The sequence below is a fragment of the Scytonema sp. PCC 10023 genome (assembly GCF_963920835.1).
In the GTDB taxonomy this organism is placed as follows: Bacteria; Cyanobacteriota; Cyanobacteriia; order Cyanobacteriales; family Nostocaceae; genus Kalymmatonema.
Genome location: NZ_CAWUDP010000003.1, coordinates 35,526 through 62,460, shown reverse-complemented (window position 1 = coordinate 62,460; position 26,935 = coordinate 35,526). Strand labels below are relative to the sequence as shown.

Genomic DNA, 26,935 nt, shown 5'->3' with positions numbered 1-26,935 from the left:
TGAAACTCTCTGTAATTTTAAGTATCTTCATTTAGATATCAGAAATTTTTTAATTTAGTAAAAGCTTAGAATATACTGACTTGCCTGTATCAAAAAATTACTACTTAGGACAGATGCCAATTTAGGCATCGCTATAAACATAATTTGAAGGTATGGAAAAAATACTCATAAAATATAGCAATTGAAGAAAATTTATGAAATGAATTTCCAATATTAATCTCAGCTTACTGAAGCTTTCCCTGAAAGAGCCGTAAACGACTCTGTTCTCACTTGAAAACGACCATTAAAAAGAGCGAAACCGAACTGTTTTGCCCTTTTTTGTTCCTCAATCGCTTATAGGAAATTTTGTGGTTCGTGTAGCGAGTTATTATGCAAATAAAAATTGATAATTGAATCAGCAAAAATGTAAACTCATAAATGAAAAACAATGATTTTCATAGAAAAATATAATTTGAGTAGGGAATAATACTCCTGCTAATCTAGAAATAATCTTAAAGTCATTGACCGAGGCAAACTTTGAAGTTGCTACTGCTATAAATGGTGAAGCAGCTAGTTCTGACAAATACTATTGATGCTTTAAGAAGAGCTCAGTTATCAGAACAAAGAACACAGAACCGGGCATCCCCATAAATAAATGCGCGGGGATTGAATTGGACGATCTGTATCCCTCACGGGACGCTTTGCGCTCAGTTTGCACTCGTAGGAAACCCTCCCTCACGAGGTGCTCCTCCTTGCAACTTCTCTCTTTTTCAAAGCGCCTACTCGATGAAAAAAAATCTTTTTCATATGTCATAAATAAATAATGGTGCAAGTATCTTGCTATTCAATTGTAAGTTACTAGCTGAGGAGTTGTAAGTACTTTGTTCGGTTAACAAAGCAAATTATTAGCTGTTCTAATGCATTTGAATAAAAAACACTAAAATGATCTGGTTTCATCACAAATTCTTTATAAATAAGGAATTGGATTGAAAGAATGTTTGACTTACAGAAAATGACTTTGAGAGATATGTCAGAATGCGGTTTAGCTATTCGACACTTAAGCGATAAAGCTAACAGTATGGAAGATGTAAGTCGGATAATTATTGAGTATTTATATAATGATATAATTGATATAAAAAATGGTGAAAAAACCTGTGTGCTTGTCCGTTTTTTTAAAACTCATTCTTATGGAGAACTACCACTTGATTTACAAGAAGATGCTCGTTTAAGATTAGGTAATATCACAGTTCCTGATAGTCTTAAATGCTTAACTTTATTGGCAAGTGCTGGGGAAGTAGCAGAATGGAACTCGCGGCACAAATCTGTAGAACATAAGGCAATTCCCCTAAAGAGCGAAGAGGCGATCGCTCGCATCCCAATGATTTCCCAACTCATCCAGCAACTCGGGTTAAATCCTGGTACTGTGGTGCAACCAGATCCTAATTTAATCACTGATTTAGAACAGCGGATGTATAACGTTTTTTACGTCCCTGATGCTTTGGGTAGTCCTTACATTCCCTCACAAAGCTCATTTGTGATTCCGTTTAAGGTCAAGTCTGTGGTAGGGTTTGGGGGATTATTGCCTTCAGGGAATATGTTTGCCGTTCTCATGTTTTTGAAGGTTGCAATTTCTCGGACAACTGTTGATTTATTGCGTCCACTTGCATTAAACGTTAAAATGGCAATCCTCCCCTTTGATAGTGGTAGGATTTTCAGCACTGATAGCCAATACGTTGCGAATGAGAACACAAAGATAACTCCTCAAGATGAAACTATTGCACGTCTCAACTCGCAAATTGCCACATTAACTCAATTGTTGGATGTTTCCGAGCAATCTACAAAAACTCAATCTGACCGCCTTGAAAAAGCTATTACCCATCTTCAGAAAACTTTAGATAAGCTGCAAAAAACTCAAATTCAACTCATTCATACTGAAAAAATGTCCAGTTTGGGACAGTTAGTTGCTGGTATTGCTCATGAAATTAACAACCCGATCAACTTTATTCATGGCAATGTCTACCATGCGTTAGGGTATACGCAAGATTTGCTGAAATTAGTGCGACTCTATCAACAATATTATCCAAATCCTCCACAAGAAATTCAAGAAGTCATCGATTCAATTGAACTCGACTTTTTGAGCCAGGACTTGAATAAAATCTTTAATTCTATGACAATAGGAACAGAGCGAATTAAGGAAATTGTTCAGTCACTGCGAACCTTCTCTCGTGTTGAGCATGCAGTAGAAAAAAAGGTTGATATTCACACAGCTATAGACAGTACCTTAATGATTTTGGAACACCGATTGCAAGCAACGGACAAGTATCCAAAAATCAAAGTTATCAAAGAATACGGTCAACTTCCTTTACTTGATTGCTATTTTGGTCAACTTAACCAAGTATTTATGAATATCATTGCCAATGCCATTGATGCGCTGCAAGAAGGAATAGCGAATAAGAATAACCAATTTGCAATCCCTACAATTCACATTCGCACTCAAGTACTCAATGACAAATGGGTAATTATTAGTATTGCTGATAATGGTCCTGGAATAAATGGGGAAGTATGCTCAAAATTATTTGACCCCTTTTTTACCACCAAACCTGTGGGTAAAGGCACTGGAATAGGGCTATCAATAAGTCATCAAATTGTAGTTGAAAAACATGGGGGAGAGCTTAGCTGTCACTCCATTCCAGGACAAGGCGCAGAATTTCTCATTAAAATTCCTTTAAGAAGAACGCAGAACGCAGAACACAGTTGGGTATCGCCATAAATAAATTCAGGGAATTTGATAAGGACGCTAGAACAAGTAAAAAGAACCAAGTAAAAAGTAAAAAAAAAGAAGAATTCAGTATTTATTTTAAATTTTAAATTTAAACTTTTAACTTGTTTGAGGGGCTTGCATCCTTTTATTAACGTGAGTTCGACGAAGTCAAAGCAGACCTCACCCCAAACCCCTCTCCTAGGAGGAGAGGGGCTTCAAACCCTGATTCTAATGTTGCTCGTCCCTCTCCTTTTAGGAGAGGGAGGTTGGGAGGGTGAGGTTTGTCGAACTCACGTTTTATTATTCTGACTACTGAGTCCCTAATCTATGGTCTTTTTTCGGTCAATGCAGATGGCTGGTAGTTGCGCTTGTGCGCAGCTACCAACACATGACTAACTTACTCGTTGTTCATTGCACTCACTTGAGTGGTCACAACCGTTGTCGGTTGCAAAATTGCGGTATGAGCGATGGAATTGTTAGCCAGTGTAAATAACGGATTTGACAAAATCCCAGCGATGGAAGTGGCGATTAATGTCGCTACCAACCCCACCTGCAAAGGTCTATACCCAGGCAAATTCCAACTCACTTCTGGATAATTCTTCACCACGTCGGACATTTCATGAGGTTCTTTCACCACCATCATCCTAACCACACGGATGTAGTAGTAGATCGAGACGACCGTGGTTACTAACCCCAGCAAGACTAACCCATATTCTCCAGCCTGCCAACCAGCCCAGAACAAGTAAATCTTACCGAAAAATCCAGCAAGTGGCGGAATACCGCCTAAGGACAGCAGGGAAATGCTTAAACCCAGTGTCAGAAGCGGGTCTTTCTGGTACAAACCAGAGTATTCCACAATCTGGTCAGTTCCTGTGCGCAGCGAGAACAGAATCACGCAGGTAAAGCCGCACAGGTTCATGAACAGGTAGACCAGCAGGTAGAAGATCATGCTGGCATATCCTGCTTGTGTCCCAGCAACTAAGCCAATCATCACGAACCCGGCTTGACCGATGGAAGAATAAGCCAGCATCCGTTTCATGCTGGTTTGGGCAAGAGCGACTACGTTACCCAACACCATACTTAGGACAGCGAGGGCGGTGAAGACAAACTTCCATTCGTCAGCAACCAAGGGGAAGGCTGTTGTCAGCAAGCGAATGGCTAAGGCAAATCCAGCTGCTTTGGAACCGACTGATAAAAAGGCAATCACAGGAGTGGGTGCGCCTTCATAAACGTCTGGTGTCCACTGGTGGAATGGTGCAGCGGAGATTTTGAAACCAATACCTGCAACCACAAAAACCAGAGCAATGACCAAACCTAGAGATTGACCAAAACCAGATATGGCAATTCCATTGGCGATCGCACTCAGTTCAGTCTCTCCACCCGATAAACCGTACAGCAGCGAAGCTCCATACAAAAACACTGCTGTACTCGAAGCGCCAATCAACAGGTATTTCAGCGCCGCTTCGTTAGAGCGGGGGTCACGCTTGGTGTAACCTGTGAGCAAATAAGAGGAGATACTCAGGGTTTCTAGAGAGATGAAAATCATCACCAACTCTCCAGCCCCTGATAGAAACATTCCTCCCAGGGTCGCAGTTAGCAAAATTGCTATGAATTCCGCTAAAGCGGTACCACTTTGTTCGACGTAGCGAATCGACATCAAAATGGTGACAATGGCAGATAAGGCAACAATACCGCGAAAGACGATACTCAGGTCATCACCATTAAAGGCACCGCCAAAGGAGATGGGGTTTGTATTCTCCCATTCAAAGTACAGGGCGACGATAGAAGCGAATAAACCTGCAATTGCTAGATATCCAATCCAGCGCGAGGATGTCCGCCCTAAAATCAAATCAACAATTAAAACCCCCAAGAGGGTGACAATCACAATCCCCTCAGGCACAATCGTTCCAGCATTCAACTGGGATGCAAGATTAGCAAAATCCATGAGCTGTATAGGTTCTGGCTATCACACATTCAGGTCTAACTGTGTTCATTCTATTGTCTTTTACCCACTGCGATTTAAAAGCCAAAATAAAACTCGCTAAAAGTTGTTCTCATACAATGAAGCAGATCGGTTCTTTACCGATCTGCTTGCATACAATACTCCAGAAACAGTTCTTTGATGAACTGCTATCTCTGTAGCATATTAAGTTTCGTGCCTGCAAATGCTTCTTGTGCCTTTTGGCAATAGCTCTGAAGCTTGATTGATCAATAACTTCAAGCCTTAATAGCGTCTACTAGAATATCCACCTGCGTTGCTTCTGCCGCCCCAGTTACCGCTGCCAGAGCGACTACTTTTTTCCTCCCGTGGTCTTGCTTTATTGACTTTCATAACACGACCCATCCACTCAGCACCGTCTAGAGCATTAATGGCAGCATTTTCTGCGGCTTCTGATTCCATTTCTACGAAACCAAAGCCACGCGCACGTCCTGTTTCCCGGTCTGTGGGTAGTTGAACTCGCGTTACAGTACCATACTCAGAAAATACTTTGGTGAGGTCGTCCTGTGTGACGCTGTAGGACAGGTTACCTACGTAAATTGACATGAAACTCTCCAGAATCCTATATACAAGAGACATCTATCCGGAGAGCCGCTTGCAGTTATTGATAATAACAAGGTCAGAATCGCCGAATTTTCTTCTCCAAATTTATCCTAACACAACTTTTCTTAAAGAAAGGTTAAATCTGTCCTTGGGACTTGATTTTTATAAAATGTATCACTACTTACTATATTTTTTCACCCATCTATGAATTTTTAAAATATTTCTTAGGGAAGATGACTTTTCTAAATTCTTGTAATATTAACTTTCATGTTGAGCTTACTCCGATATAGCAAGGATAGGGAAACCAGTATTAACTTATTTTAAATTTGAAAATAAAATAAAGAAAATAAGGTTGGTAGATACAATTTTCAAAGAGCAATTCCCCAATTCACCCAACCAATTACCTTCGGCGCGTGATTTCATATTAGGTAGAATACACAAGGCGTAAATATATGCCGCGCCCTTACAAGTCATTTTTAATCAGGAAATAGGCTCAACACCGACATTAGACTCTATTTTTTATAGAGTGCATGACTGCCCGAAATCTAAAATGAAGTGTCACGCTGTTGGAGATAGCAGTGCGTTGCGGCGCAGATAATTAGGTAATTTCTACTGTTAACAAATAAAATGCGCATAACGCAGCCTAGAAACAGCCTCTGACTTTTGAAAAGTATTTGTGTTTTGTATTTTTCTCCCTCTTGGCGTATTTTTTTAACAACTTAACAAAAGAAACGGCTTTCCTTCCCACCTTAGGAGGGATGGGGAGGAAAGCCGCTAGCCATATCTTGGGGCATAAGGGCATCGAGCATGGGTATTGCTCGCGTTTGAGTCTGCAACATAGCGCCAACCTTGCGGCTCGTATTCGCGCTCTCATTCGTACTATCCACCTAGCCTAAAAACTAGAAATGCAGTTATGCTCTTGGTGAGCAAGCTTTGTTTATGGTGAAAGCACCCCGCATCACTGAGACTGTTAAGTTTGATTTAATTTTGGGATAGCCAACAAAAATTTGGATGTGATGAAACTGTGTAACGATGCAAGCAGGTGGGAACCCAGGGAAGACAAGGGAACTTCCTCGTGTCCTGTTGCTCCCAATAACACAAACCGTAACAATCAGCCAAACTGAAATCACAGAAAAAATTTCTGTATTCACCTTGAGGGGGATGAGTGAAAACTGTAGTCGTCAATTATGCCCTAGATAAGCTAAAGATTGAAATAACTAGAAATTCACAACAAGCTGCTGCTAGCTTTCCCTCTGGGAGGGACTTGCGCCATTGTGGGCGGTTTGTGTCAGGATGAAATCACATGTTCCCTAGCGTGAGGTTTTAGCTTGACCGATGCGCTTTTAATGATTTCAATTGAGTGTTTAGCTTAGCAGCTATTCTTTTTTTTTGAAATTTCCATGTCAACTCTCGTCATCGTCGAATCTCCGACCAAAGCTCGTACCATTCGCAACTACCTGCCACAAGGCTTTCGGGTGGAAGCGTCAATGGGTCATGTGCGTGACCTTCCCCAGTCTGCTAGTGAAATTCCCGCGACTGTCAAGGGAGAGAAATGGGCGCAGCTGGGGGTAAATGTAGAGGCCGACTTTGAACCGCTATATGTCGTCCCTAAAGATAAAAAGAAAATTGTCACTCAGCTTAAAGACGCCCTTAAAGAAGCAGATGAACTGATCCTGGCAACGGACGAAGACCGGGAAGGTGAAAGCATTAGTTGGCATTTACACCAGTTGCTCAAGCCAAAAGTTCCAACAAAGCGGATGGTGTTTCACGAAATTACTTCTGACGCCATCAAAAAAGCTTTGAATAACTGCCGCAACATCGATGAACAGTTAGTTCGTGCCCAAGAAACGCGGCGGATTTTGGATAGACTTGTGGGCTACACCCTGTCTCCTTTGCTGTGGAAAAAAATCGCCTGGGGATTATCTGCCGGGCGCGTGCAGTCGGTTGCAGTGCGGGTCTTAGTCATCCGGGAACGTCAACGTCGTGCTTTCCGCCAAGGTTCATACTGGGATTTGAAAGCAACGTTGACCCCGCCTGATTCTCCTAAGCAGTCATTCGCTTCCCAACTGGTCACACTGGGAGGCACAAGGATAGCAAATGGTGGTGATTTTGACGCCGCTACAGGGCAAATTGCCAGCGATCGCAATGTGGTTCTGCTCAATCAGGAGCAAGCAGAAGCGCTCAAGGAACGGCTTACAGGGAAAACCTGGAAAGTCACAGACCTAGACGAACGCCCTGTCACGCGCAAACCCGCACCACCTTTTACCACCTCGACCCTGCAACAGGAATCTAACCGTAAACTGCGCCTTAGCGCACGGGACACGATGCGAATTGCCCAGAATTTGTACGAACAAGGGTACATTACCTATATGCGTACAGATTCGGTGCATTTGTCCGATCAGGCGATCGTCGCCGCCCGTGACTGTGTAGAAAAACTTTACGGCAAAAATTACCTTAGCCCCCAACCAAGGCAATACACCACCAAATCCAAAGGCGCACAAGAAGCACACGAAGCCATTCGCCCAGCAGGTAGCACCTTCCGCACTCCCCAAGAAACTGGTTTAGGCGGTCGGGAACTACAACTGTACGACCTGATTTGGAAGCGTACCGTCGCCAGCCAAATGGCAGACTCTCGCCAAACTCAAATCACCATGCAGTTGCAAGTGGAAGATGCTGGTTTTCGCTCTTCTGGCAAACGGATTGACTTTCCAGGGTACTTACGCGCCTATGTGGAAGGTTCCGACGACCCAGAAGCGGCGCTGGAAGACCAGGAAGTCATCTTGCCTAACTTAAAAGTGGGCGATAGTCCCAACTGTTCCAATTTAGAAGCAGTTGGTCACGAAACCCAACCTCCGGCAAGATACACCGAAGCAACTTTGGTGAAAACCTTAGAAAGCGAAGGTATTGGACGTCCCAGCACCTACGCCAGCATCATTGGCACGATTATTGACAAGGGTTACGCCCAATTGACGAATAATGCCCTTGTGCCCACCTTCACTGCCTTTGCTGTCACGGAACTCTTGGAAAAACACTTCCCCGACGTGGTTGATCCCAGCTTTACCTCCAAAATGGAGCAAACTCTGGATGACATTTCCACAGGTGAGGCTAAGTGGCTACCCTATCTTAAGGAATTCTATTTGGGAGACAAAGGTTTAGAAACCCTAGTCAAGGAACAGGAAAACCAAATTGATGCCAATGTTGCCCGGACAGTGGAACTGGAAAACCTAGATGCCAAAGTCCGTATTGGGAAATATGGTGCTTATTTGGAAAAAGAGAATGGTGACGGTGTTGTCACCGCCTCGATTCCCAAAGACCTGACTCCTGCTGACCTTGATCCCCAAAAGGTAGAAACGCTGCTGCGGCAAAAAACCGAAGGTCCGGAACAGCTCGGTCGTCATCCCGAAACTGGCGAACCGATTTATGTGCTTATTGGTCCTTACGGTCCTTATGTCCAGTTGGGTGACAAAACCGAGGAAAACCCTAAACCCAAACAAGCTTCCTTACCTAAAGGTGTAACGCCAGAAAACGTCACCCTTGAGCAAGCTGTTGGTCTTTTGTCACTACCCCGAAAACTAGGGGTTCATCCAACCACAGGTGCTGAAATCCAAGCGAATTTGGGACGCTTTGGACCTTACGTTGTTCATAACCAAAGTGGTGAAAAAGACTACCGTTCTCTGAAAGCGACTGATAATGTATTGACAATTTCTTTAGAACGTGCTTTGGAATTGTTGTCTGAACCGAAAAAGGGACGCAGTACCAACAGCAAGTCTAAGGCGGCTGTACGAGAATTAGGTCCTCACCCCGAAGACGGCGAACCAGTCAATATCTACAATGGTCCCTACGGACCTTACATTAAGCACGGCAAAACGAATGCCAAAATGCCAGAAGGAGTATCTGTGGAAGATATGACCCTTGCTTCAGCGCTAGAGTCGCTGGCATCCAAAGCATCAACAGCAAAATCTACTCGCAAAACAACGGGTAAATCCACGAGTTCTAACTCTAAATCAACGACCAAGTCGTCAAGCACCACTGCCAAAAAAAAATGACAAAAAAGGCTAGTTAAGCTGAAAAGTTCACAGTCAATAGTCTATGAGCATCTAATCTTGACTATTAACTATGAACTTTTTATACAAAAAACGCGACCCAGCAATTGAAGCAGAAAGCCCAAGCCTGATATACCCCGCTTGGGATAAGATGATGAGTCACTGCACGCTCAAAGTGCTGTGACTCTTTGCTAAAATCAAATAAGCCCTAAAGCGGATTTGTAAAAAGCCAAACGGTATAGTCGCCAGTTGAAAGCGAGAACCTAAAGGCTTTCCTCAGCCCAAGAATGCCACCGCCTAAAAGGCAGTGGGAGTGTCAAACCCATCAAAAACCCTCATTGGTAGGATGCAGTCTCATATCTGGTGATGTGATACTCTAAAATGTAGGAGAGATAACACCGAATTTTAAAAATTCACGAAGTGTGTAAACTATCCTATTTTGAAGCTAGAGGTGCATAAATACTCTGCTTTGTCCGTAAATGATAATAAACATCTTTGAAAGTATTTCAGGAGCGGTCAGTTCAATGGACTATATAGAAAAGGTGCTAGAAAAGCTTAAGGACTTGGCACGCAAGCTAATAGAAGCCCTTTTGGGACCAGAGGCTGAACAGGAGCCGGAACTCATTCCGATTCCTGTAGATGATCGTTCACGCCGTCGTTAAGAAGCATTTGTGCTGGAGTTGACGTTGGAACCCAACCGCGTTCTGGTGCTGCATGGACCAAACCTGAATTTGCTGGGACTGCGAGAACCAGGAATATATGGATCGCTGACATTGGCTGAAATTAATCGCGCTTTAGAGGAAGAAGGAAAAAAACTACAGGCGAAGGTATTTCCATTACAGTCAAATCATGAAGGCGTTCTGGTAGATGCTATTCATGAAGCACTAGGGCAACATCAAGGAATTTTAATCAATCCAGGGGCATACACTCACACAAGTGTAGCGTTACGAGATGCGATCGCTGCTGTTAACTTGCCTACAGTAGAAGTGCATTTGAGTAACATTCACCGCCGGGAAGAGTTCCGCCATCATTCGTATATAGCCCCAGTCGCAATTGGGCAGATCAGTGGTTTTGGGGCACAAAGTTATTTACTAGGCTTGCAGGCGTTGGTGCATCATTTACGGAACTTATGAATGATGAATGATGAATTATGAATGCAAATAAGGTGAAGCAAGCGTGCTGTTGGCGGAAGCTTACCCGTAGGGCATAAGCAGATTTCCTACGCTTCGGCAACTGGCATACCCGAAGGGTCATAATTGATCATTCACAATTCATGATTATTGCAATATGCGCTACTCTCTTGGAAGCCGGTTTAAAGGCACAATACTCGGGGCACTTCTTGGAGAAAACACAGCTTCTAGTCGTAGAAATCAGTTACAGGGTGCAGGGACGTTGAAAATCACATCTTTGCACTGGAGTGATATGGCTATTGAGTGTGCTTCCAGTTTGATTTCTTTGGGTAGATTTGACCAACAAGATTGGCAAAAAGCAAAGCAACAAGAATTGACGAACTTAGAAAATAGCTATGGGGCTATTCTTGCCACATTGCCTGTGGCGCTATTTTTTCACGAAAATCCGATTAAACTAAGACACAACTTACTGCTGGCGGCTGAAATTTGGCAGAATCAGCCGATTGTGCGGGATGGAATACTCGCAGTAGGCTATGCGATCGCTCAATCGCTGACGGAAAAACTCACTCGAGCAAGCCTCATTTCTCAGACTATCTCCTTTGTTGGAGAAACATCGACAGACTTGCCACAACAATTATTAAAAGTTAATAATTTGTTAGAAGACGGTGCCGGGTTAGAAAGGGTACAAGCCGAATTCAGTAAGGAAGGAAAGTTAAGCCACTCTATTGCTGTGGCTTTTTACTGTTTTCTGAGTACCATAGAGGACTTTCGGCTTTCAGTTTTGCGAGCTATTCACAATAGTCATCGTTCACAAGAAATAAGTGCAATTACTGGTGCTTTATCAGGAGCATACAATAGTGTAGTAGGTATTCCCATCACTTGGCAGGTTATGCTTGTACAAGCAAACTCAACAGAAGGTCAAGTAAGCTCATCTCGTCGGATGGTAGAATTAGCTGAAGCACTTGTAGCTGTGTGGTCAGGAGTGTATGACCTGGCTTTGCGTCCAGTGATGGTCACTGAAGAAGGAAGTGCAATTGCACCACATCTTGTGTCCTTACAAGCAACAGCAGCTCCTCGCGTCATTAAGTCACGCTAATAGTCTTTAGAGTCAATAAAGGCGCTTGTGCAAAACATGACAGACTACAAAACCATTCTTCTCTACCTAAGTCAATTGTAATCCTAATATCCAAAAGGAAACCTGAAATCAAAATCTATAGGTAGCTATTGTGGCAAATTGGCTTCAAGTATATTCCCGCTTCGGATTGTCTTGTTTTAAGCTATCAGAGTAAACAACTGCGGTCATAGGTGATGAAAACGCAGCAATTTTTTCAGTCCTTGACCCAGAAATTGACTTTCTGGCGGCGAGAGTATAAAGTGCTACACCGTCAAATGCATTTATTAAAAACAAGTGGGAAAGACGGATACCCAATAGCAAGAGCGTCAAGCTCAATGACACAATCGGTCAAAGATAAAAAAAATGGTATTTATCGAGTAGGTTCGCGCTGGGTGAAAGCAAAGCGTTACCCTGTTGTTTTCGCGATCGCAGTTGTCTTGTTGACAGGGGTCATGGGGCAAAAGTTATATAACCAACCCCAGTTGCAGGTGGGGACTTTTGCGCCACAGACGATCAGAGCACCAGCCACTGCGAGAATCGAGAATAAGAAAAAAACAGAGGAAAAGCGCAAAGCCGCAACTCAAAACTTCCTACCAGTGCTAATGATAGATGCGCAAATCAATGCAGAAATTAAGGAAAATTTACAACAGATGCTGCAAGAAGGTAACGAAATTCGTAGCTCTGTAGGGTCTTTTCCTTTTTTTGACACTTTCATTCTCTCCGTCTCTACTCAGCGTTACTTGCGTTCCTGTTCCGATGCGGAATGGCAAGCACTGCTGTTAGCTGTAGAAAATGGTAAGCACAAATCAGGAGTTTTGGCTCAAAAGCAGACAAGTCAAAGAGGACAGATAAAGCGGATAACTCCCTCATCTCCCTCATCTCCCTCATCTCCCTCATCTCCCTCATCTCCCTCATCTCCCCATCTTCCCGTCTCAGTTTCTACGTCTAACCCACTCAACACGTTAGACTCAAAATCAAATGATTTGTTCCAAAACATAGACTTTGCACAAGCAGTAGCGGAATTAGAAACTTACCACCTCACAACTTCCATTTCAAACTTGTCTTCACTGATCGCTCAAATCATAAAAATACGGCAGGGATACAAAGAAGCCAAGACTAAACTGGCAGATCTGGTGAGTGCCAAACCAGAAACAGTGTACGATGAAGCTTCGCTACTTAATTTGTCAGATGAGGAGTGGGCGAAAACACAGATGGGAATTCAGCTTTCTTTAGCGCGGATTCTCACCCAAGGTGTTTCACCGGGGCTACCGCAAAGCATCCTACGAAATGCACTCAACCTACATGTGCAGACTTTAGTACCAAAAGACGCCGAACCCTTAGCAACCAAACTTTTGTTAGCCGTACTCAAGCCAAATCTTAAGAAAGATGAATTACGAACGCAACTCATAGCTGCAAAGGCTGCTGCTCAGGTAGAACCCGTAATCATCACTGTACAAAAAGGTGAGGTGATTGTCCGCCAGGGACAAAAGATTACTGCATGGAACTTTGATGTACTAGAGCATTACCACCTGATTCAGCGCGAAGTTCATTGGCTGGGATTGATACAGTTAGGAGGTGCTGTTACTGGGTGTGTAATTATTTTTGCGGTAGTAGAACGGCGAATTAAGTGCCGATTGCGGCAAAGCGATCGCCTGTTGGTCTTGCTGCTCACCCTAAGCGTACCACTAGTACTGATGATGGGTACACCGTATACGACCTGGAGTGCCGTTGGTTTGTTGTTGGGTAGCTTCTACGGACCAACTCTCGGCGTGACTGTGATCGGGCTGCTGTCGCTGCTGCTACCCATAAGTTTAGAGATGAGTAAAATTGCCCTTTTAGCTGGTGCAGCAGGGGGAGTTTTGGGGAGTTACGTAGCACAGCGCTTGCGATCGCGCGAGGAACTCGCACTTTTGAGTGTTGCCATTGCCTTTACAGAAGGTGGTGTTTACCTGATCATCAAGCTCCTGATCAGTGCAGCATTGGGTCTTCCTATATACTACATCCTACTACAAGAAGCTGCATTATTTGCTTTATCCGGTTTAGTATGGAGTATCGTGGCGATGGGGTTGAGTCCTTACCTGGAAAAACTATTTGATTTAGTCACCCCAATTCGCTTAGCAGAACTGGCAAACCCTAACCGCCCCTTATTGAAAAGACTTGCTACTGAAACACCTGGAACCTTTCAGCATACCCTGCTTGTGGCAACTCTTGCCGAAGCAGCTGCCAAACAACTAGGATGCAACGTCGAACTTGTCAGAGCAGGTGCATTGTACCACGATATTGGTAAAATGCACGACCCAATGTCATTTATTGAAAATCAAATGGGGCAACCAAATAAACACGATACAGAAATTAAAGACCCTTGGAAGAGTGCACAAATCATCAAAAAGCACGTCAGTGAAGGGTTGGTGATGGCACGGAGGCACAGTTTGCCTTCCTCAATTCAAGCTTTCATTCCAGAGCATCAGGGAACAATGCAAATTGCCTATTTCTATCACCAAGCACAGCAAATGGCACAAGCAGATCCAAGTATAAAAGTTAGGGAGGCAGATTTTAGCTACGATGGTCCAATTCCCCAGTCACGAGAAACCGGAATAGTCATGTTGGCAGATACCTGCGAAGCGGCGCTGCGATCGCTTCGAGACGCCACTCCAGAAAAAGCTTTAGCAATGCTGAACAATATCCTTCGTGCCAGATGGCAAGACAATCAACTGGTAGATTCTGGGTTAACACGAGAGGAGATGAGCCAAATTGCTGAAATTTTCCTGCAAGTTTGGCAGCAATTCCATCACAAGCGCATTGCTTATCCAAAGTCAACAGTAAATAATAAGTAGCTTTTTATAGCTGCTACCAGCTATGTCCAATCACGAACCTCCCCAGCATTTACACTTGTTAGAAAGCTTTGAGGCAGGATGGAATAGCTTGCACCTCATTTATGAGGTAGAACCCGCCGACGAAATACCTGAAACTCAGTTTGCTCAGCATCTTATTATCATCGCTCTTGATGATTTTCGTGGCAGCTATACGCTGAACGGACGTTGGCAGCATATAGATTATACCAAGGGTGATATTGGCATTTTCCCAGCGAGCCAACCCTTCCCCAAGGCACAGGTTGATCGCGAAGTCCCAATCATCGATTTGTTTGTTGAAAGGGCAACGCTTATCGGTGCTGCTCACGAATGTGTGAATGCAGACCAAATCGAACTTGTGCCGCAGTTGAAGTTACGCGATCCGTTGATTTCGCACATGGGTTTGGCACTCTTAGCTGAGCTAGAAGCAGGAGGCGCAGACAGTCGGCTATACGCAGAGTCAATGGCAACAGCACTCTCCGTGCATTTACTACGGCGATACTCGTCACGCCAACAGCAGTTAAAGGAGTATACTGGGGGATTACCTAAATATAAGCTCAGGCAAGTGGTCAGCTACATCCATGAAAATTTAGACCAAAACTTGACCTTAGCTGAACTAAGTGCCGTAGTGCAGATGAGTCCGCATTATTTTGCAAGTTTATTTAAACAATCCACCGGACTGACTCCTCATCAGTATGTGATCAAAAGCCGAATTGAGAAAGCAAAACAGTTGTTGGTTAGGCGAGATTTGACACTTGTAGAAATCTGTCAGGAAGTTGGCTTTGAAAGTCAGAGCCATTTCACAAGGGTCTTTCGTCAATATACCAAAACAACACCAAAGGTCTATAGGGACAGGCTTTAACAGTTACCAGTTATCAGTTATCAGTTATCAGTTATCAGTTATCAGTTATCAGTTATCAGTTTCATCCTCCGGGAGAAACACCACACCAAGAACACAGAAAGCTTTGGTGTCAGTACAACCACACCATCGCAGCCGTCACTGTTCACTGTTTTAAAGTTTAAAGGAAGATTAGGACATTTTTCGGAAGAATAGGCAAGACAGCCCCAGACGGCGATCGCTAAACTTGGTAGCTATCAGCAATAACAACAGACGCTTTCCAGTCATTCAATCAAAATTTTGATTCCGAGAAAGTGTCAATTCTTGTATGGAATTTTAAAGGAGTAGCAAATATGAGAGAGACTCGACATCCTCTACAAGGATGGCGCATTGTTGGTTTGTCAGTGCTGGCGATTGGCGCAATGGTTGGTGTCATCTGGCTTGTTCATGGAATTGATGAGCAAGGGATGCGGATGGCAATTCGAGCAACTGCTCGTACCTCATGTGTCCTGTTTCTTTGTGCGTTTGTGGCTTCAACACTTCACAGAATTTGGTCAACGCCTCTAACAGCGTGGCTTTTGAAAAATCGCCGCTACCTAGGGCTATCTTTTGCGGTGTCTCATACTTATCATGCGATCGCGATTCTCGGCTTATGGTTTGTCACCTCTGGATCTGCCCTCAAATTTGACCCTTTGGGAACATTAGGCTATATTTTCCTCATTGCCATGACTGTGACCTCGTTTAAGCGCCCAGCCGCCTGGATAGGTCAACCTGCCTGGAAGATTTTGCACAGTACCGGAATGCATTATTTCTGGCTGGGTTTTACGCTGGAATTCAGTCTGAGGATTTCCCAGTCAATGTTCATCTATTTGCCGCTTTCGATTTTGCTAGTTGTAGCAATGATGCTTCGCCTAGTTGCTCCCAGAATGCAGAGGAAGTTAGCCAGTTAGAAACTCAGTGTGCTAGCTTTTTTTACAGTATCAAGGAGGCTAGCTGAACAGTGAAGTACGTGTGCGTGTTTTGCGGTTCTAGTATGGGTGTACAACCAGCTTACCAACAAGCGGCTCTTGCAATGGGCGAAGCGCTAGCGCGACGGAAGTTGGGTTTGGTGTATGGGGGTGGCAATGTTGGGCTAATGGGTACAATTGCTGATGCCACCTTAGCAGCTGGTGGTGAGGTCATTGGAGTGATTCCAGATTTTATGGTGGCAAAGGAAATTGCTCACACTGGACTGACACAACTTCATATTGTCAACTCGATGCACGAACGTAAAACTATGATGGCGCAACTGTCCGATGCTTTTGTGGCACTTCCTGGAGGCTACGGAACGCTGGAGGAGTTTTGCGAAGTCCTGACTTGGGCACAATTGGGGTTACATCAAAAGCCTTTTGGTCTGCTTAATATCAATGGCTACTATAGCCCACTACTGAAATTTTTTGACCAGGCTGTCACTGAAGAATTTTTACGTCCTATCAATCGCTCTCTGGTATTGGAAGCAGCCGAACCAGAAAATTTACTTGATTTATTGGCGAATTATCAACCTCAATACGTTGATAAGTGGATAAGGAAAGAGGTTACGCCCTGATAGATAAACCAACATTGAAAGACAATACGGTTCAGTTAAGGTTGATGTGTAAAAAATCACCTGTGTAGAGACGCGCCATGGCGAGCCAGCGCTGCAGGAGGGTCTCCCGACCTAGGCGACTGGCGTCGCGTCTCTACATCGTGTTCCTAATAAGGGTTCTGGTCTTATCTAAACCGTATTGCATTAAAAGAATAATTTCATTGTAGGCAGAAGCGGTTAATGACCGACGGCAACAGAGCAATGTGGCAGCTGCAACATCTATTTTGGCTAGTTTAGTATTAGATCAAGGGTTGATTCAAACAATATTGCGCCAAGATGTTATGAAGGAATCCGTGATGTATTAAGAAATCAAGGCTGAAGGTCGCGCCGAAGGGCTTCAAGAGGGTATTAGGCGAGTTGCTGTGAATTTGCTAAAAAGCGGAATGTCTGTGGAAGAGGTAGTAAAAGTGACCATTTTTTGAATTCAAAATTCGCTCATTCACGCGTTCAAAATTTAAGAAAAAATTTTGAATTGACAGTTGGAATACAAGCCCCTGGCTTTAGCCATGGAAAACAAAAAAAGCGTAGCATCCTTGCTTCAAGCCCCTAGCTTTAGTCATGGGGTATTATTTTTGAATTTTGAATTTTGAATTTTGAATTGTTTTGACTGGGTTATCTGTTGAACAGGTACATTCGTTGCAACAACAGACAGAGTGAGCTAGTAAGAAGGCGTATTTGAATTGAATTGCGTACCCTGGAAAAGCCAAGGTACGAGTTTATAACGATTGACTAAACAACAAAAACGTTACTTGCACCAATCCCACAATAAAGCCTAAAACACCACCTAAATTGACAATTGCCTGCAATTCATTTTTGACAATTCCCTCAATTGCCGCTTCTAAATCAGCAGGTGAAGTTGATTTGACGCGGTCAACAATCACTTGATCAATTGCCAAAATTGGAATTACCTGAGTCACAATTGCTTCTAAGTCTCTTTCCAAATAACGCTCTAAAACAAGAGCCAATTCTTTGCTGACGACTTCCAGCGAACTAGTTACAACGGGTGACGTGCTGAGGCGATTCACCAGCAACATGGCAGTATTCTCCCAGTCAACGGAGCCACTTAATCCTTGGAGTAAATCGCTACCGCGTGTTTGCAGGTAATGACGGACGCTTTCGCGTGTCGTCTTTCGCAATTGCCGTACTGTGCCTATTGGTAAATTTTGTAAAGATAAACTTAGCAGAAATCGCTTGATGCGATCGCGCACCTGCAATTCTTGCGTCAATTCCTGCAAGCGCGCATTGGTAGCGTCTTTTTCATCCAAACAATAAGTCCGCAGCCGGCTCAAAGCATTGCGTAAGCCCAATATATTAGCGACCACCCAATAGGTACCGCTGGTTTTTTCCCGAAAACTTTCGTCAATAGTTTGAATCGTGCGATCCGTCAAAAAGTCAATGATTGCTTGTCGCAGCACATCCGGCGGTACAACGACTTGTAGCAGCCACTCAGCAAGGCGACCAGCTTGTTCCTCAGTCAGTTGAAAATCCAGTAATATTTGGTCAAAAATTTGATTGACCTGCGCCTCTAAGAAGTCTTCTCGCCGCGCTAAAACCTTCAAAAGACGAGGTAAGGATTCCCCTAACAAATCCCGCAATATTCCTGACAAAATCTTGGCAGTTTTCTGCTCTTTATCGGATTTTAATTGGTCAATTGCCAGTCGCAATATCCAGAGAATTGCTCCTTGCACCCGTTCGGTTTGCAACAATCGCCGCGCCAGTTTTTGCAACTCCTCTGGTGTCAGCAGCGACCCCATGATTGTATCTGAGACATTCTTGGCAAGCCGTTCCTGATTACGTGGAATCAATCCAGGTGTAAAAGGTACTCTTCGTCCGCTGATGTAAATTGCGCGGTAGGGACGAAATAACATTTTGATGGCTATATCGTTAGTGAAATAGCCAATAACTCCACCCACTATCGGGGGAGACACATAAAGCCAAAGGTGAGACCAATCCATCGTTTGGGATTAGGGATTAGGGATTAGGGATTAGGGATTAGGATTTTCCCAGTCCCTAGTCCCTAGTCCCTAGTGCCCGACATAAAATTTAAAATTTCGTTATCACTAACACTCCCATCATACCGTTCGCAATGGGGTAATGTGTTGCTGCTGCAAAACCAACTTGACGAGCTATCTCTACTTGCTCATTTCCTGTGGGAAAGCGGTCTAAGCTGGGACTAATGTAGGCGTATTCTTCCTTTAGTCCTAGGTTATTGGCAATTGGAACGACAAGATTGTCCAGATACCACTGCTGAAAGGCGCGGAGTTGGGGATTGCTGGGACGATGAAAGTCCAAAATCGCAGCTTTAGCACCCGCTTTCAAAACGCGGTGTAACTCTTTCAAACTACGCGTAATATCTGTTACATTTCTTAAACCATAGCCCATTGTTGCAGCATCAAATTGATTATCCTCAAAAGGTAAGGAAAGAACGTCAGCTTCCACCCAAGTAATGTTAGGTTGGAGATACTGAGTTTGACAACGTTTCTTGGCAATTTCTAGTAATTGTGAAGAAAAATCTACTGCATACACCTGTCCGTTTCTTCCTACACGTCGTGCTAACCGAAAAGATAAGTCTCCGCTACCGCAACACAAATCAAGACTTGTATCTCCCGGTTTAGCTGCACTCCATTTGACTGTCATTTCCTTCCATACATGGTGTTGTCCTAAACTCAGCCAATCATTTAACTGGTCATAAACAGGAGCAATGCGGTTAAAAATAGTACGAATGTTATCAGTCATTAGTTATGAGTGATTAGTTTTTGTCATTTGTCATTTGTGGGAACTCACCGGTTCCCTCTGGGGATTAGGGGCAGGGTATTTTTTTACAAGTGTTGATCCGGACTTGATATGACTATCTATTTTGTCGGTTGATAGTAACGAGTGCAAGTAAGCACGATCGCCTCGGTGAAGAGTGGATCTTGAGCCAGCCAGTTTTCTACTGTTTTTTTGTTGAAAACGGATAAATCGGCTTCACAATAGAATACTGAAAGCCCATCTGTACTTGAAGAGTCAGGTGCGGGAGGATTCATAATACAATAAGACTTGCTGCATAAGTATTAACCGCCTTCTGAAGCTCGAACCCTGGATTATGACTGACCTACCACCCAATGCTCAAAATTCTGATAATAACGATGTGGCACCAGAGTTGCTGCGAAAGCTTAGACAAAAGCAAGGCACCTGGGTGGAATGGGGAGTTGCTATAGCCCAACTGCAAAAACTCGGTTACGATCCCCAAGCCATTTTTGAGGCAACTGGATTTGAGCAGGTACAACAAAATCAGGTCGTTGTTGGCGCTCAAGTTTACAATTCTATAGAAAAGGCTGGTGCTTCTGTTGCAGTGCGATCGCATTACAGCACGCGCGGAAGTGATGTTTTGTACGAACTGCGGCTGCTCACCCAAGAAGAACGTGCTGGTGCTGCGGAACTGACTTTCCAACACAAAGTTGATGTTGATGAGGCGCGGGAAGTCGCCAAAGCAATCAAAGATTTTTCCCGCTTTCGTACCTTACCCGAGGGGTTTGAAAATCATCCAGGGGACGCAGTTGCCTATCAATGTTGGAAACTAGCCCGCCAAAACTCAGACTTACAAGAACGCTCCCGCCTCATAGCCAAAGGTTTACGTTTTGCTCACTCACAAACAGCAAGGAAACAAATCGAACAGTTACTGACTGATTTTACAGTCGTACCTAAACGTCCTGCCCCTATTTTGCCCTTTTACCGCCTGGAATCAGACGAGGAATTGCCCCGGCTTGTACCAGTGGTGGGTGCGTTGCCATTGACACCAAAAGACCTGCAAGCAGTACCCCTGATAGAAGAGATAGAACCATTTCGCATGGTGAAATTTGCCGGAGAGCAAGCTTGGGTTCCGTTACCAGGTTGGCAGGTTTTGTTGAATGCGGAAGATCCTGTGGTGATTTTGTGCAAGAGCGATCGCCTTCCCAACCAAACACAAAATCTATCACAACCTGTGTTGGTTGTTATAGATCGGCAACAGCGAGAATGGGACGCTAATAGTTACTTTGTAGTTGATAACTCTGGTGAATTAGATTTTCAATGGTTTGAAACCGCACCAGAAATTCCTTTACTCGGGCGAATTATTGTGATTGTGCGACCGAAGAAAATTTTGGATGAAAATGTAACTAAGGATGTTTGGCAAATTGACGAATAGTTATTGCCGATTAGTGACCTCTCCTACACCGAATCAGAGATTACGGTGTAGGTTTCCCAACCTCACGATTGGGTTTTCCTGGTTATTTCCCTTCCGGGTATTGCACCACTTACCTAGTCGTGCAAAATTTCTCCCATACGACCCCGGCAGACCGATTGCCCAGGCGGTTTCCGTTCCGCATAGCCCGTGCGTACTGCTCTCCCTACGAAAACGAATGGAAAATACACCTACGTACTGCGTTCGCGAAGCGTCTCGCAGAGAAGTTTTTACCCAACTACAGAATCGGGCACATCTCACCCGAAGTTTTTGGTTGGAACCCCTGTACAGACCGATTTATGCCGTTTGCGCTGTTCACCACGCACAAGAAAGCGTGTCCGTTTGAGTCAAGGCAACCGCTGATTATACGGTATATTTATCCTAACGTTTTTGTTAGCAATTGCCAACAAATATACGTGTTTTTTTGTTAATTTTAGGGGTATTGAACTCCATAAAATTAACGAGGCGGAGTCCATGTATCCCACGCCTCCCTATCGGGTAGGACGTGGATCTTATAGCTCCCCCAAACCCCCTCGAAAGATAAACAGAAGTCGAAATATCTCACCTACGGGGATTCCTCTGTAGAAGTATGCTCTATTGCTTAAACCCCAAGTGTTCACAGCGTCAAAACTCCGACGCTGCTACCAAGTGCGAAGCCTGCAATACACCCTTGTTGATTAAGAACAGATATCTGCCAATTAGACCTTTATGTAATCTGGACGCACCGTATCGTTACTCTGAGATTTTTGAAGTAAAAGATATCAAGGATAACAACACGCTGAAAGTTCTCAAAGTTTTGATGAAAAATGATTCTAAAATAGTCGAACTTTTTGAACAAGAAGCAAATATTCTTAGTCAGTTAACGCATCCAGGAATTCCTAAAGCAGAAGAAAAATTCTCCTTGTATTTTAACAACGGTCAAGAATTGCTCTGTCTAATAATGGAAAAATTTAAGGGGCAGAATTTGCAGCAGTGGTTGAATGAGAATGACAATGAACCAATTTCTCAAGATTTGGCAATTTATTGGCTCAAACAAATCACTGAAATTTTAGCTTACGTGCATCAAAATGGATTTTTGCATCGCGATATTAAGCCTTCCAATATTATACTAAAACCTAATGGTAAACTCGCATTAATTGACTTTGGAACAGCCAGAGAAATTACACAGACAGTCATTAATGGGCACACTGTCACATTTGTATGTTCATATGGTTATACGGCTCCCGAGCAATTTCAACGCAAAGTTGTTCCGCAATCTGATTTCTTTGCTTTAGGGCGTACATTTGTTCATTTACTCACAGGTCAGCATCCCAGTAATTTGGCTTGTAGCTCTGTAACAGGTCATTTGATTTGGCCTAGCCTAGCATCAGACATTTCCCCAATTTTTGCAAATTTTATCGATAGATTAATGGAACCATCATTGGGAAAAAGACCTAAAAATACTCAAGAAATTTTGCGAGAAAGAGAGCAGGTCATCTTGCAAATAGCTTGGCAACGTTTAAAGGAAATTGACCCTGTTATACAAATCTCTTCTTTAGAAAAAAAACCAGCACATTCTAACTCCAAAGGTATTGTTATGGCGAACGTAGAACCTACCCCTAACTTAGTCCTTTCTCCAGAAAAATATTCTGTTTTAGAAAACAAGTTGATTGAACTTCTTGGTCCTATCGCCCCTACCTTGTTACACCAAGCTGGTAAAGACACACTTAACCCCAAAGAACTGGTAGAGAATTTGCGGCTTTACCTTTCTAAGCAGGAACAGGTGGAGTTTGAGAAGCAGGTCATGTTACTTATGCAAGACACTGCTGGAAAACTTCACACAACTTCTACAGAGAGACAAAGCAAGGAAAAGCAAAAAATTAACGAAAACTTTGTGCGTCAATGCGAGAAAGAACTAGCTGATATAGTTGGTCCAGTAGCTACTTTCCTTGTCCAAAAAGTTCTAGAGTCTTATCCGGAAATTTCTCCAGCGCGATTGGTGCAGATGTTAGGACAAGAAATTCCCGAGGAAGAAAATGCTTATAAATTTCAACAACGCTTAAGTAACATAAATTCTTAACCTCTAATATGACTTTTTCTCATTCAGAAGCTTCATTGATATTTTTAAACTGCACTTCATTCGATTGAATGCTACTGCTAAAGCACCTATTTCGTCTTTAGACTGTTCTGTAAAATCAGCATCCATATTTCCGGTACTCACTTCTTGTGCTGTCTTCGCTATTTTTCTAATTCGGTGAATGACAGCTTCTTTCAGTAATAAATTAGTTGTCAAAATGATTATTACAAAAACACCAATGAAAACTCCTATTACTAAATAAAAAGAACGCCGAACACTATTAAAAATCTCTTCAGCAGGGACATACAGAATTTGAACAGCTACAATTTCATTGAGTTTCCAACCAAAACCATGTTCTGAACCGTAACTTGTTAGCAAACTTTTAGGAGCGATCGCTGGCGTTGAATGACATTGCAAGCATTTCTGTTCTTGAACAACAAATGGTCGTGCAACGTAAAATACTTTTCCTTCAGAAAGGTTACGAAAGTCAAAACGTTGTTTATTCTGAGGATGGCTGCGAAATTCCTCTACAAGCTGAGTTTCAAATTCATCAGCTTTATCGCGTAAATTAGTTGGATTGAGTGCTGCATCTTTATAAAAGAAATTTTTATATTCTTCGTCGCTACGAATATTCTCGAAAACCTCTCTTACCGAGAAGGTTGGTATTGCTTCTGGAATAAATGCTGATTCGGTTTCTAATTTAGGTAATAGCAGGGGATTTACGCGTTGTTGTGTATAGTTTCTAACTGAATTTACCGTGGCAAATAGAATCATGGCTTTAGAGGTTAATTCCTCTTTAGCCCTATACTGAAGTACTGCGGAGAGAGCAGTACCGCTTAAGGAAATGCCAATTATAAAAATTAACATCAAAAATATGTTAAATTTAACACGAATTTTGACATTTCTTAAATATTTATTTAACCACAACACTTAATTTGCCTCCAAAAAATTCATAATTAATTCTTAGGATACTTGCTTCAAATTATATTTTGGTTTTCTTCTCTTTTCCTCGACGGCTGTTTATTTTGAAACTGGACTAGAGAAAATATCTATAGAAGAATAGAGGATGATTTTAGAGACATGGTATGAATCTTAATAAGTCAAAACATTTATTCAAAAAATTAAAACAGTAATGTCTTTGAGGTTATCACCTAAATTTTTTCTTATTGTGCTGCTATTTATAACATTGAGTGGATGCAACCCATCGTCACCAAATCTTAACGGTCAGTTGGTGATAGGTGTAGTAAGCTACAATGAAGGCGAACAAATACTTGCTCGATATACTGACTTCAATCGCTACTTGGCTAAAACAATGGCGACACGGGTTGAGCTAGAGCCTGCTTACAATGAAAATAAGGCTATTGAGCGCATTCAAAGTAAAGCTTGGTCATTGGTGTTTGCTTCTCCAGGTGTAGCAGCAACTGCGATCGCCGACTACCAATACCGCCCTTTGTATATTGTGCAAGGTTTTAATCATTCCAAGTCAATTTTGGTTGTTCGCAACGACAGCCCAATAACAGAGTTGAAACAGCTAGAGGGAAAGACGGTAGCTTTAGGTCAACAAGGTTCAGCAACAGGATATTATTTGCCTGTTTACAATCTTTATGGCTTAACACTGGCTGAAGTACTATTCGCACCAACACCTAAAATAGTTTTGGAATTGGTTGCCCAAGGAAAAGCCAATGCTGGAGCTCTTTCGCTGGCAGAATATAACCTTTATAGTCCTAGCTTGAGAGATACACGATTTCGGGTGCTTTACGTTGACCCTCACAATGTTCCACCAGAAGTAGTCTTGATTGCGCCCAATATAGATCAAAACCGCCAAGAGCAAATCCATAAAATTATGAGTGCAGCTCCATTCAGTATAGTTCGAGAAATAGGCTATGTTCCCAATGTGTCAGTCCCGGATTACAATTACATGATTTCTGTTGTGCGTCGGGTAAGGTCAATTGATTCCAATGTTCGTCAAAAGCCTGCTCGCTTGTTTTGAGCTATGGCTGCTATCATTCAACAAAACGCGGCAGGAGTTGCACTTGTACCGTTGGGTGAAATGGGATAGTTGACACCCACAATACCTGTGTTTGTCAGTAGTTCACAAAGTTTTTTAGAAGTCCTGCCACCATTTTAGCAAAATAACCAGACTGACTCAAAGCACGTCTTAATTATCCCTAACAGTGGGGTGGGCATCCCTACCCGCCCTCAATCTGAACGGGCGAGACGCCCGTTCCACAAGAGATTTTTGGATACTTTTTTATTTGGAAGTCCCGGAAGGTTGTCATCAAAAACAAAAGCCTTGCACAAAAACGGTTTTCTTCCTACACCTCTATAATGCCTTGTATGCAAAGATTTGGCGGTGCAGCGTTGGCGCATCCTTGGCTCAGTTTTTGGTTGACTGCCTTTCCCGCTGTGTCAAAATATATATATATAGATAAAAATATGGATAAAATGCAACTATAAAACATCTCAATCCGAAATGCTGCGACTGTAGTTTTTTGTAGTTAGGTGTATTCTTGTACGTATTGATATGTAACCTTGGAGGACGATTATGGCAAGTTCACTCCGAGCTTCGCCCCAAGGGCTAAAAACGGTTGACCAGGCGAGAATCCGCAAGGGTTGGGATAGGCAATCTGCTGCTTGGGCTGATGCCGCTAAGGCTTCAGTAGCAACTTTGAAAAGGTTTTGGCAAAAAAAGTATATTAAAGCACAATTTTTTATTGATATTTGTGCGGCTGTTGGGTTGGATTGGCAAAACATTGTTGATAATTTTGTCAGTCAAGATTGGGACGACGCGCCAGATATACCAGTTTTTTATGGACGTACTCAAGAACTAGCCACTTTAGAGCAATGGATTATGCAAGACCGCTGTCGTGTGGTAGCACTACAAGGCATGGGGGGAATTGGCAAAACTGCTTTGACGGTACGTTGTGTAGAACAAATTAAAGATGAGTTTGAGTATTTTATTTGGCGCTCGCTTCGTCATGCTCTACCAATTACTGATGTACTAACAAGCTTGCTTTTTTTCTTTGGACAGGAGCAAGATAATCAGGCAAGTTTATCACGATTAGTTGATTATTTACGTCAACATCGTTGTTTATTGGTCTTAGATGATTTAGATGCAATTTTGGACAGCGCAGGTAAAGAATATGAAGGTTATGGAGAACTCATTAAACGACTTGGAGAAGAACGTGATTTGTCAAGTTGTGTAGTACTGACTAGTCAACAAAAACCAAAAGAAATTGTTTTATTAGAAGGTGATAAGCTACCTGTGCGGTCGTTACTATTGGGTGGTTTAGGAGAAGCTGCTGGTAAAATTCTCAGCGAAGCAAACTTGATATATGACCGAAAACAAGGGCAAGAACTTATTCAAATCTATCGAGGAAACCCCTTGGCGTTAAAAATAGTTTCTAAAACTATCAAAGATTTGTTTGGAGGTAACGTAGGCGAATTTTTAAGATACAACACAATAGTACTTAGTGATATATTTACAGAGATTTTAGACCTACAGTTTCAACGACTGTCAGAGCTAGAAAAAAAAGCTATGTACGCATTAGTCATTTATCAACAGCCGAGCGCACTAGAGCAATTAAGAGAAAATATATCATCAACCGTATCAACATCAGAAATCATCGAAGCCTTAGACTCTCTTAGTAGGCGATCGCTTATTGAAACAAGTAAAGAACAAAGTAGAGTGCTTTACACACTACAACCTGTTGTTATGAAATACGTTAGAAGAGTTTATTCACCAGCTTTGTGAAACAAAGATAACAAGAATAATCAGGAGAGGAACGAATAAGCTAA

The 26,935-nt window shown here is 42.8% G+C and carries 19 protein-coding genes; 13 read left to right on the top strand and 6 right to left on the bottom strand.

Features of this window, described 5'->3' with window-relative positions:
* The first annotated feature begins 973 nt into the window (after positions 1 to 973).
* Entirely contained in the window at positions 974 to 2,749 is a 1,776-nt protein-coding gene (locus ACM0OZ_RS02850; protein ID WP_414581321.1) for a sensor histidine kinase, read from the top strand.
* Positions 2,750 to 3,137: 388 nt separating this feature from the next.
* Here ACM0OZ_RS02850 and ACM0OZ_RS02845 read toward each other — a convergent pair whose 3' ends face one another.
* Both ACM0OZ_RS02845 and ACM0OZ_RS02840 read right to left on the bottom strand, forming a co-directional pair.
* Positions 3,138 to 4,685: an NAD(P)H-quinone oxidoreductase subunit N gene (locus ACM0OZ_RS02845; RefSeq protein WP_414581320.1), complete on the bottom strand. Its 1,548-nt coding sequence runs from the start codon at positions 4,683 to 4,685 to the stop codon at positions 3,138 to 3,140.
* Positions 4,686 to 4,964: 279 nt separating this feature from the next.
* On the bottom strand, positions 4,965 to 5,285 hold the full coding sequence (locus ACM0OZ_RS02840) for an RNA-binding protein (protein ID WP_332995341.1): 321 nt from the start codon (positions 5,283 to 5,285) through the stop codon (positions 4,965 to 4,967).
* A gap of 1,397 nt (positions 5,286 to 6,682) precedes the next feature.
* On the opposite strand from ACM0OZ_RS02840, the gene topA reads away from it, so the two are divergent.
* From topA to ACM0OZ_RS02800, 8 genes are all read left to right on the top strand, one after another.
* Positions 6,683 to 9,328 (top strand): type I DNA topoisomerase, encoded by a 2,646-nt coding sequence (topA, locus tag ACM0OZ_RS02835; RefSeq protein ID WP_414581319.1) that lies wholly within the window; start codon positions 6,683 to 6,685, stop codon positions 9,326 to 9,328.
* A 521-nt stretch (positions 9,329 to 9,849) separates the two neighbouring features.
* Positions 9,850 to 9,987 (top strand): hypothetical protein, encoded by a 138-nt coding sequence (locus tag ACM0OZ_RS02830; protein WP_041035496.1) that lies wholly within the window; start codon positions 9,850 to 9,852, stop codon positions 9,985 to 9,987.
* A gap of 9 nt (positions 9,988 to 9,996) precedes the next feature.
* Positions 9,997 to 10,458: a type II 3-dehydroquinate dehydratase gene (gene aroQ / locus ACM0OZ_RS02825; RefSeq protein WP_414581318.1), complete on the top strand. Its 462-nt coding sequence runs from the start codon at positions 9,997 to 9,999 to the stop codon at positions 10,456 to 10,458.
* A 154-nt stretch (positions 10,459 to 10,612) separates the two neighbouring features.
* A complete protein-coding gene (locus tag ACM0OZ_RS02820; RefSeq protein WP_414581317.1) occupies positions 10,613 to 11,551 on the top strand; it encodes an ADP-ribosylglycohydrolase family protein in 939 nt (312 codons plus the stop codon).
* A gap of 212 nt (positions 11,552 to 11,763) precedes the next feature.
* Positions 11,764 to 14,403 (top strand): HD family phosphohydrolase, encoded by a 2,640-nt coding sequence (locus tag ACM0OZ_RS02815; RefSeq protein ID WP_414581316.1) that lies wholly within the window; start codon positions 11,764 to 11,766, stop codon positions 14,401 to 14,403.
* A gap of 22 nt (positions 14,404 to 14,425) precedes the next feature.
* The gene (locus tag ACM0OZ_RS02810; protein WP_414581315.1) at positions 14,426 to 15,280 is read left to right on the top strand and encodes an AraC family transcriptional regulator; all 855 of its coding nucleotides are present in this window, start codon (positions 14,426 to 14,428) and stop codon (positions 15,278 to 15,280) included.
* 329 nt (positions 15,281 to 15,609) lie between these two features.
* Positions 15,610 to 16,206 (top strand): hypothetical protein, encoded by a 597-nt coding sequence (locus ACM0OZ_RS02805; protein WP_414581314.1) that lies wholly within the window; start codon positions 15,610 to 15,612, stop codon positions 16,204 to 16,206.
* Positions 16,207 to 16,256: 50 nt separating this feature from the next.
* The gene (locus ACM0OZ_RS02800; RefSeq protein ID WP_414581313.1) at positions 16,257 to 16,841 is read left to right on the top strand and encodes a TIGR00730 family Rossman fold protein; all 585 of its coding nucleotides are present in this window, start codon (positions 16,257 to 16,259) and stop codon (positions 16,839 to 16,841) included.
* Positions 16,842 to 17,596: 755 nt separating this feature from the next.
* Here ACM0OZ_RS02800 and ACM0OZ_RS02795 read toward each other — a convergent pair.
* The 3 genes from ACM0OZ_RS02795 to ACM0OZ_RS02785 form a co-directional block, all read right to left on the bottom strand.
* The gene (locus ACM0OZ_RS02795; RefSeq protein ID WP_414581312.1) at positions 17,597 to 18,835 is read right to left on the bottom strand and encodes a DUF445 domain-containing protein; all 1,239 of its coding nucleotides are present in this window, start codon (positions 18,833 to 18,835) and stop codon (positions 17,597 to 17,599) included.
* A gap of 88 nt (positions 18,836 to 18,923) precedes the next feature.
* Positions 18,924 to 19,616 (bottom strand): bifunctional demethylmenaquinone methyltransferase/2-methoxy-6-polyprenyl-1,4-benzoquinol methylase UbiE, encoded by a 693-nt coding sequence (gene ubiE / locus ACM0OZ_RS02790; protein WP_414581311.1) that lies wholly within the window; start codon positions 19,614 to 19,616, stop codon positions 18,924 to 18,926.
* A 116-nt stretch (positions 19,617 to 19,732) separates the two neighbouring features.
* The gene (locus tag ACM0OZ_RS02785) at positions 19,733 to 19,906 is read right to left on the bottom strand and encodes a hypothetical protein (protein WP_414581310.1); all 174 of its coding nucleotides are present in this window, start codon (positions 19,904 to 19,906) and stop codon (positions 19,733 to 19,735) included.
* Between the two features lie 59 nt (positions 19,907 to 19,965).
* On the opposite strand from ACM0OZ_RS02785, the gene ACM0OZ_RS02780 reads away from it, so the two are divergent.
* On the top strand, positions 19,966 to 21,045 hold the full coding sequence (locus tag ACM0OZ_RS02780) for a RuBisCO accumulation factor 1 (RefSeq protein WP_414581309.1): 1,080 nt from the start codon (positions 19,966 to 19,968) through the stop codon (positions 21,043 to 21,045).
* Positions 21,046 to 21,670: 625 nt separating this feature from the next.
* A complete protein-coding gene (locus ACM0OZ_RS02775; RefSeq protein ID WP_414581308.1) occupies positions 21,671 to 23,140 on the top strand; it encodes a protein kinase domain-containing protein in 1,470 nt (489 codons plus the stop codon).
* 3 nt (positions 23,141 to 23,143) lie between these two features.
* On the opposite strand, the gene ACM0OZ_RS02770 is transcribed toward ACM0OZ_RS02775, so the two are convergent.
* The gene (locus ACM0OZ_RS02770; protein WP_414581307.1) at positions 23,144 to 24,067 is read right to left on the bottom strand and encodes a c-type heme family protein; all 924 of its coding nucleotides are present in this window, start codon (positions 24,065 to 24,067) and stop codon (positions 23,144 to 23,146) included.
* Positions 24,068 to 24,323: 256 nt separating this feature from the next.
* On the opposite strand from ACM0OZ_RS02770, the gene ACM0OZ_RS02765 reads away from it, so the two are divergent.
* Together ACM0OZ_RS02765 and ACM0OZ_RS02760 are read left to right on the top strand one after the other, a co-directional pair.
* On the top strand, positions 24,324 to 25,127 hold the full coding sequence (locus ACM0OZ_RS02765; RefSeq protein WP_414581306.1) for a phosphate/phosphite/phosphonate ABC transporter substrate-binding protein: 804 nt from the start codon (positions 24,324 to 24,326) through the stop codon (positions 25,125 to 25,127).
* Between the two features lie 555 nt (positions 25,128 to 25,682).
* On the top strand, positions 25,683 to 26,891 hold the full coding sequence (locus ACM0OZ_RS02760; RefSeq protein WP_414581305.1) for an NB-ARC domain-containing protein: 1,209 nt from the start codon (positions 25,683 to 25,685) through the stop codon (positions 26,889 to 26,891).
* The last annotated feature ends 44 nt before the right edge of the window (positions 26,892 to 26,935 follow it).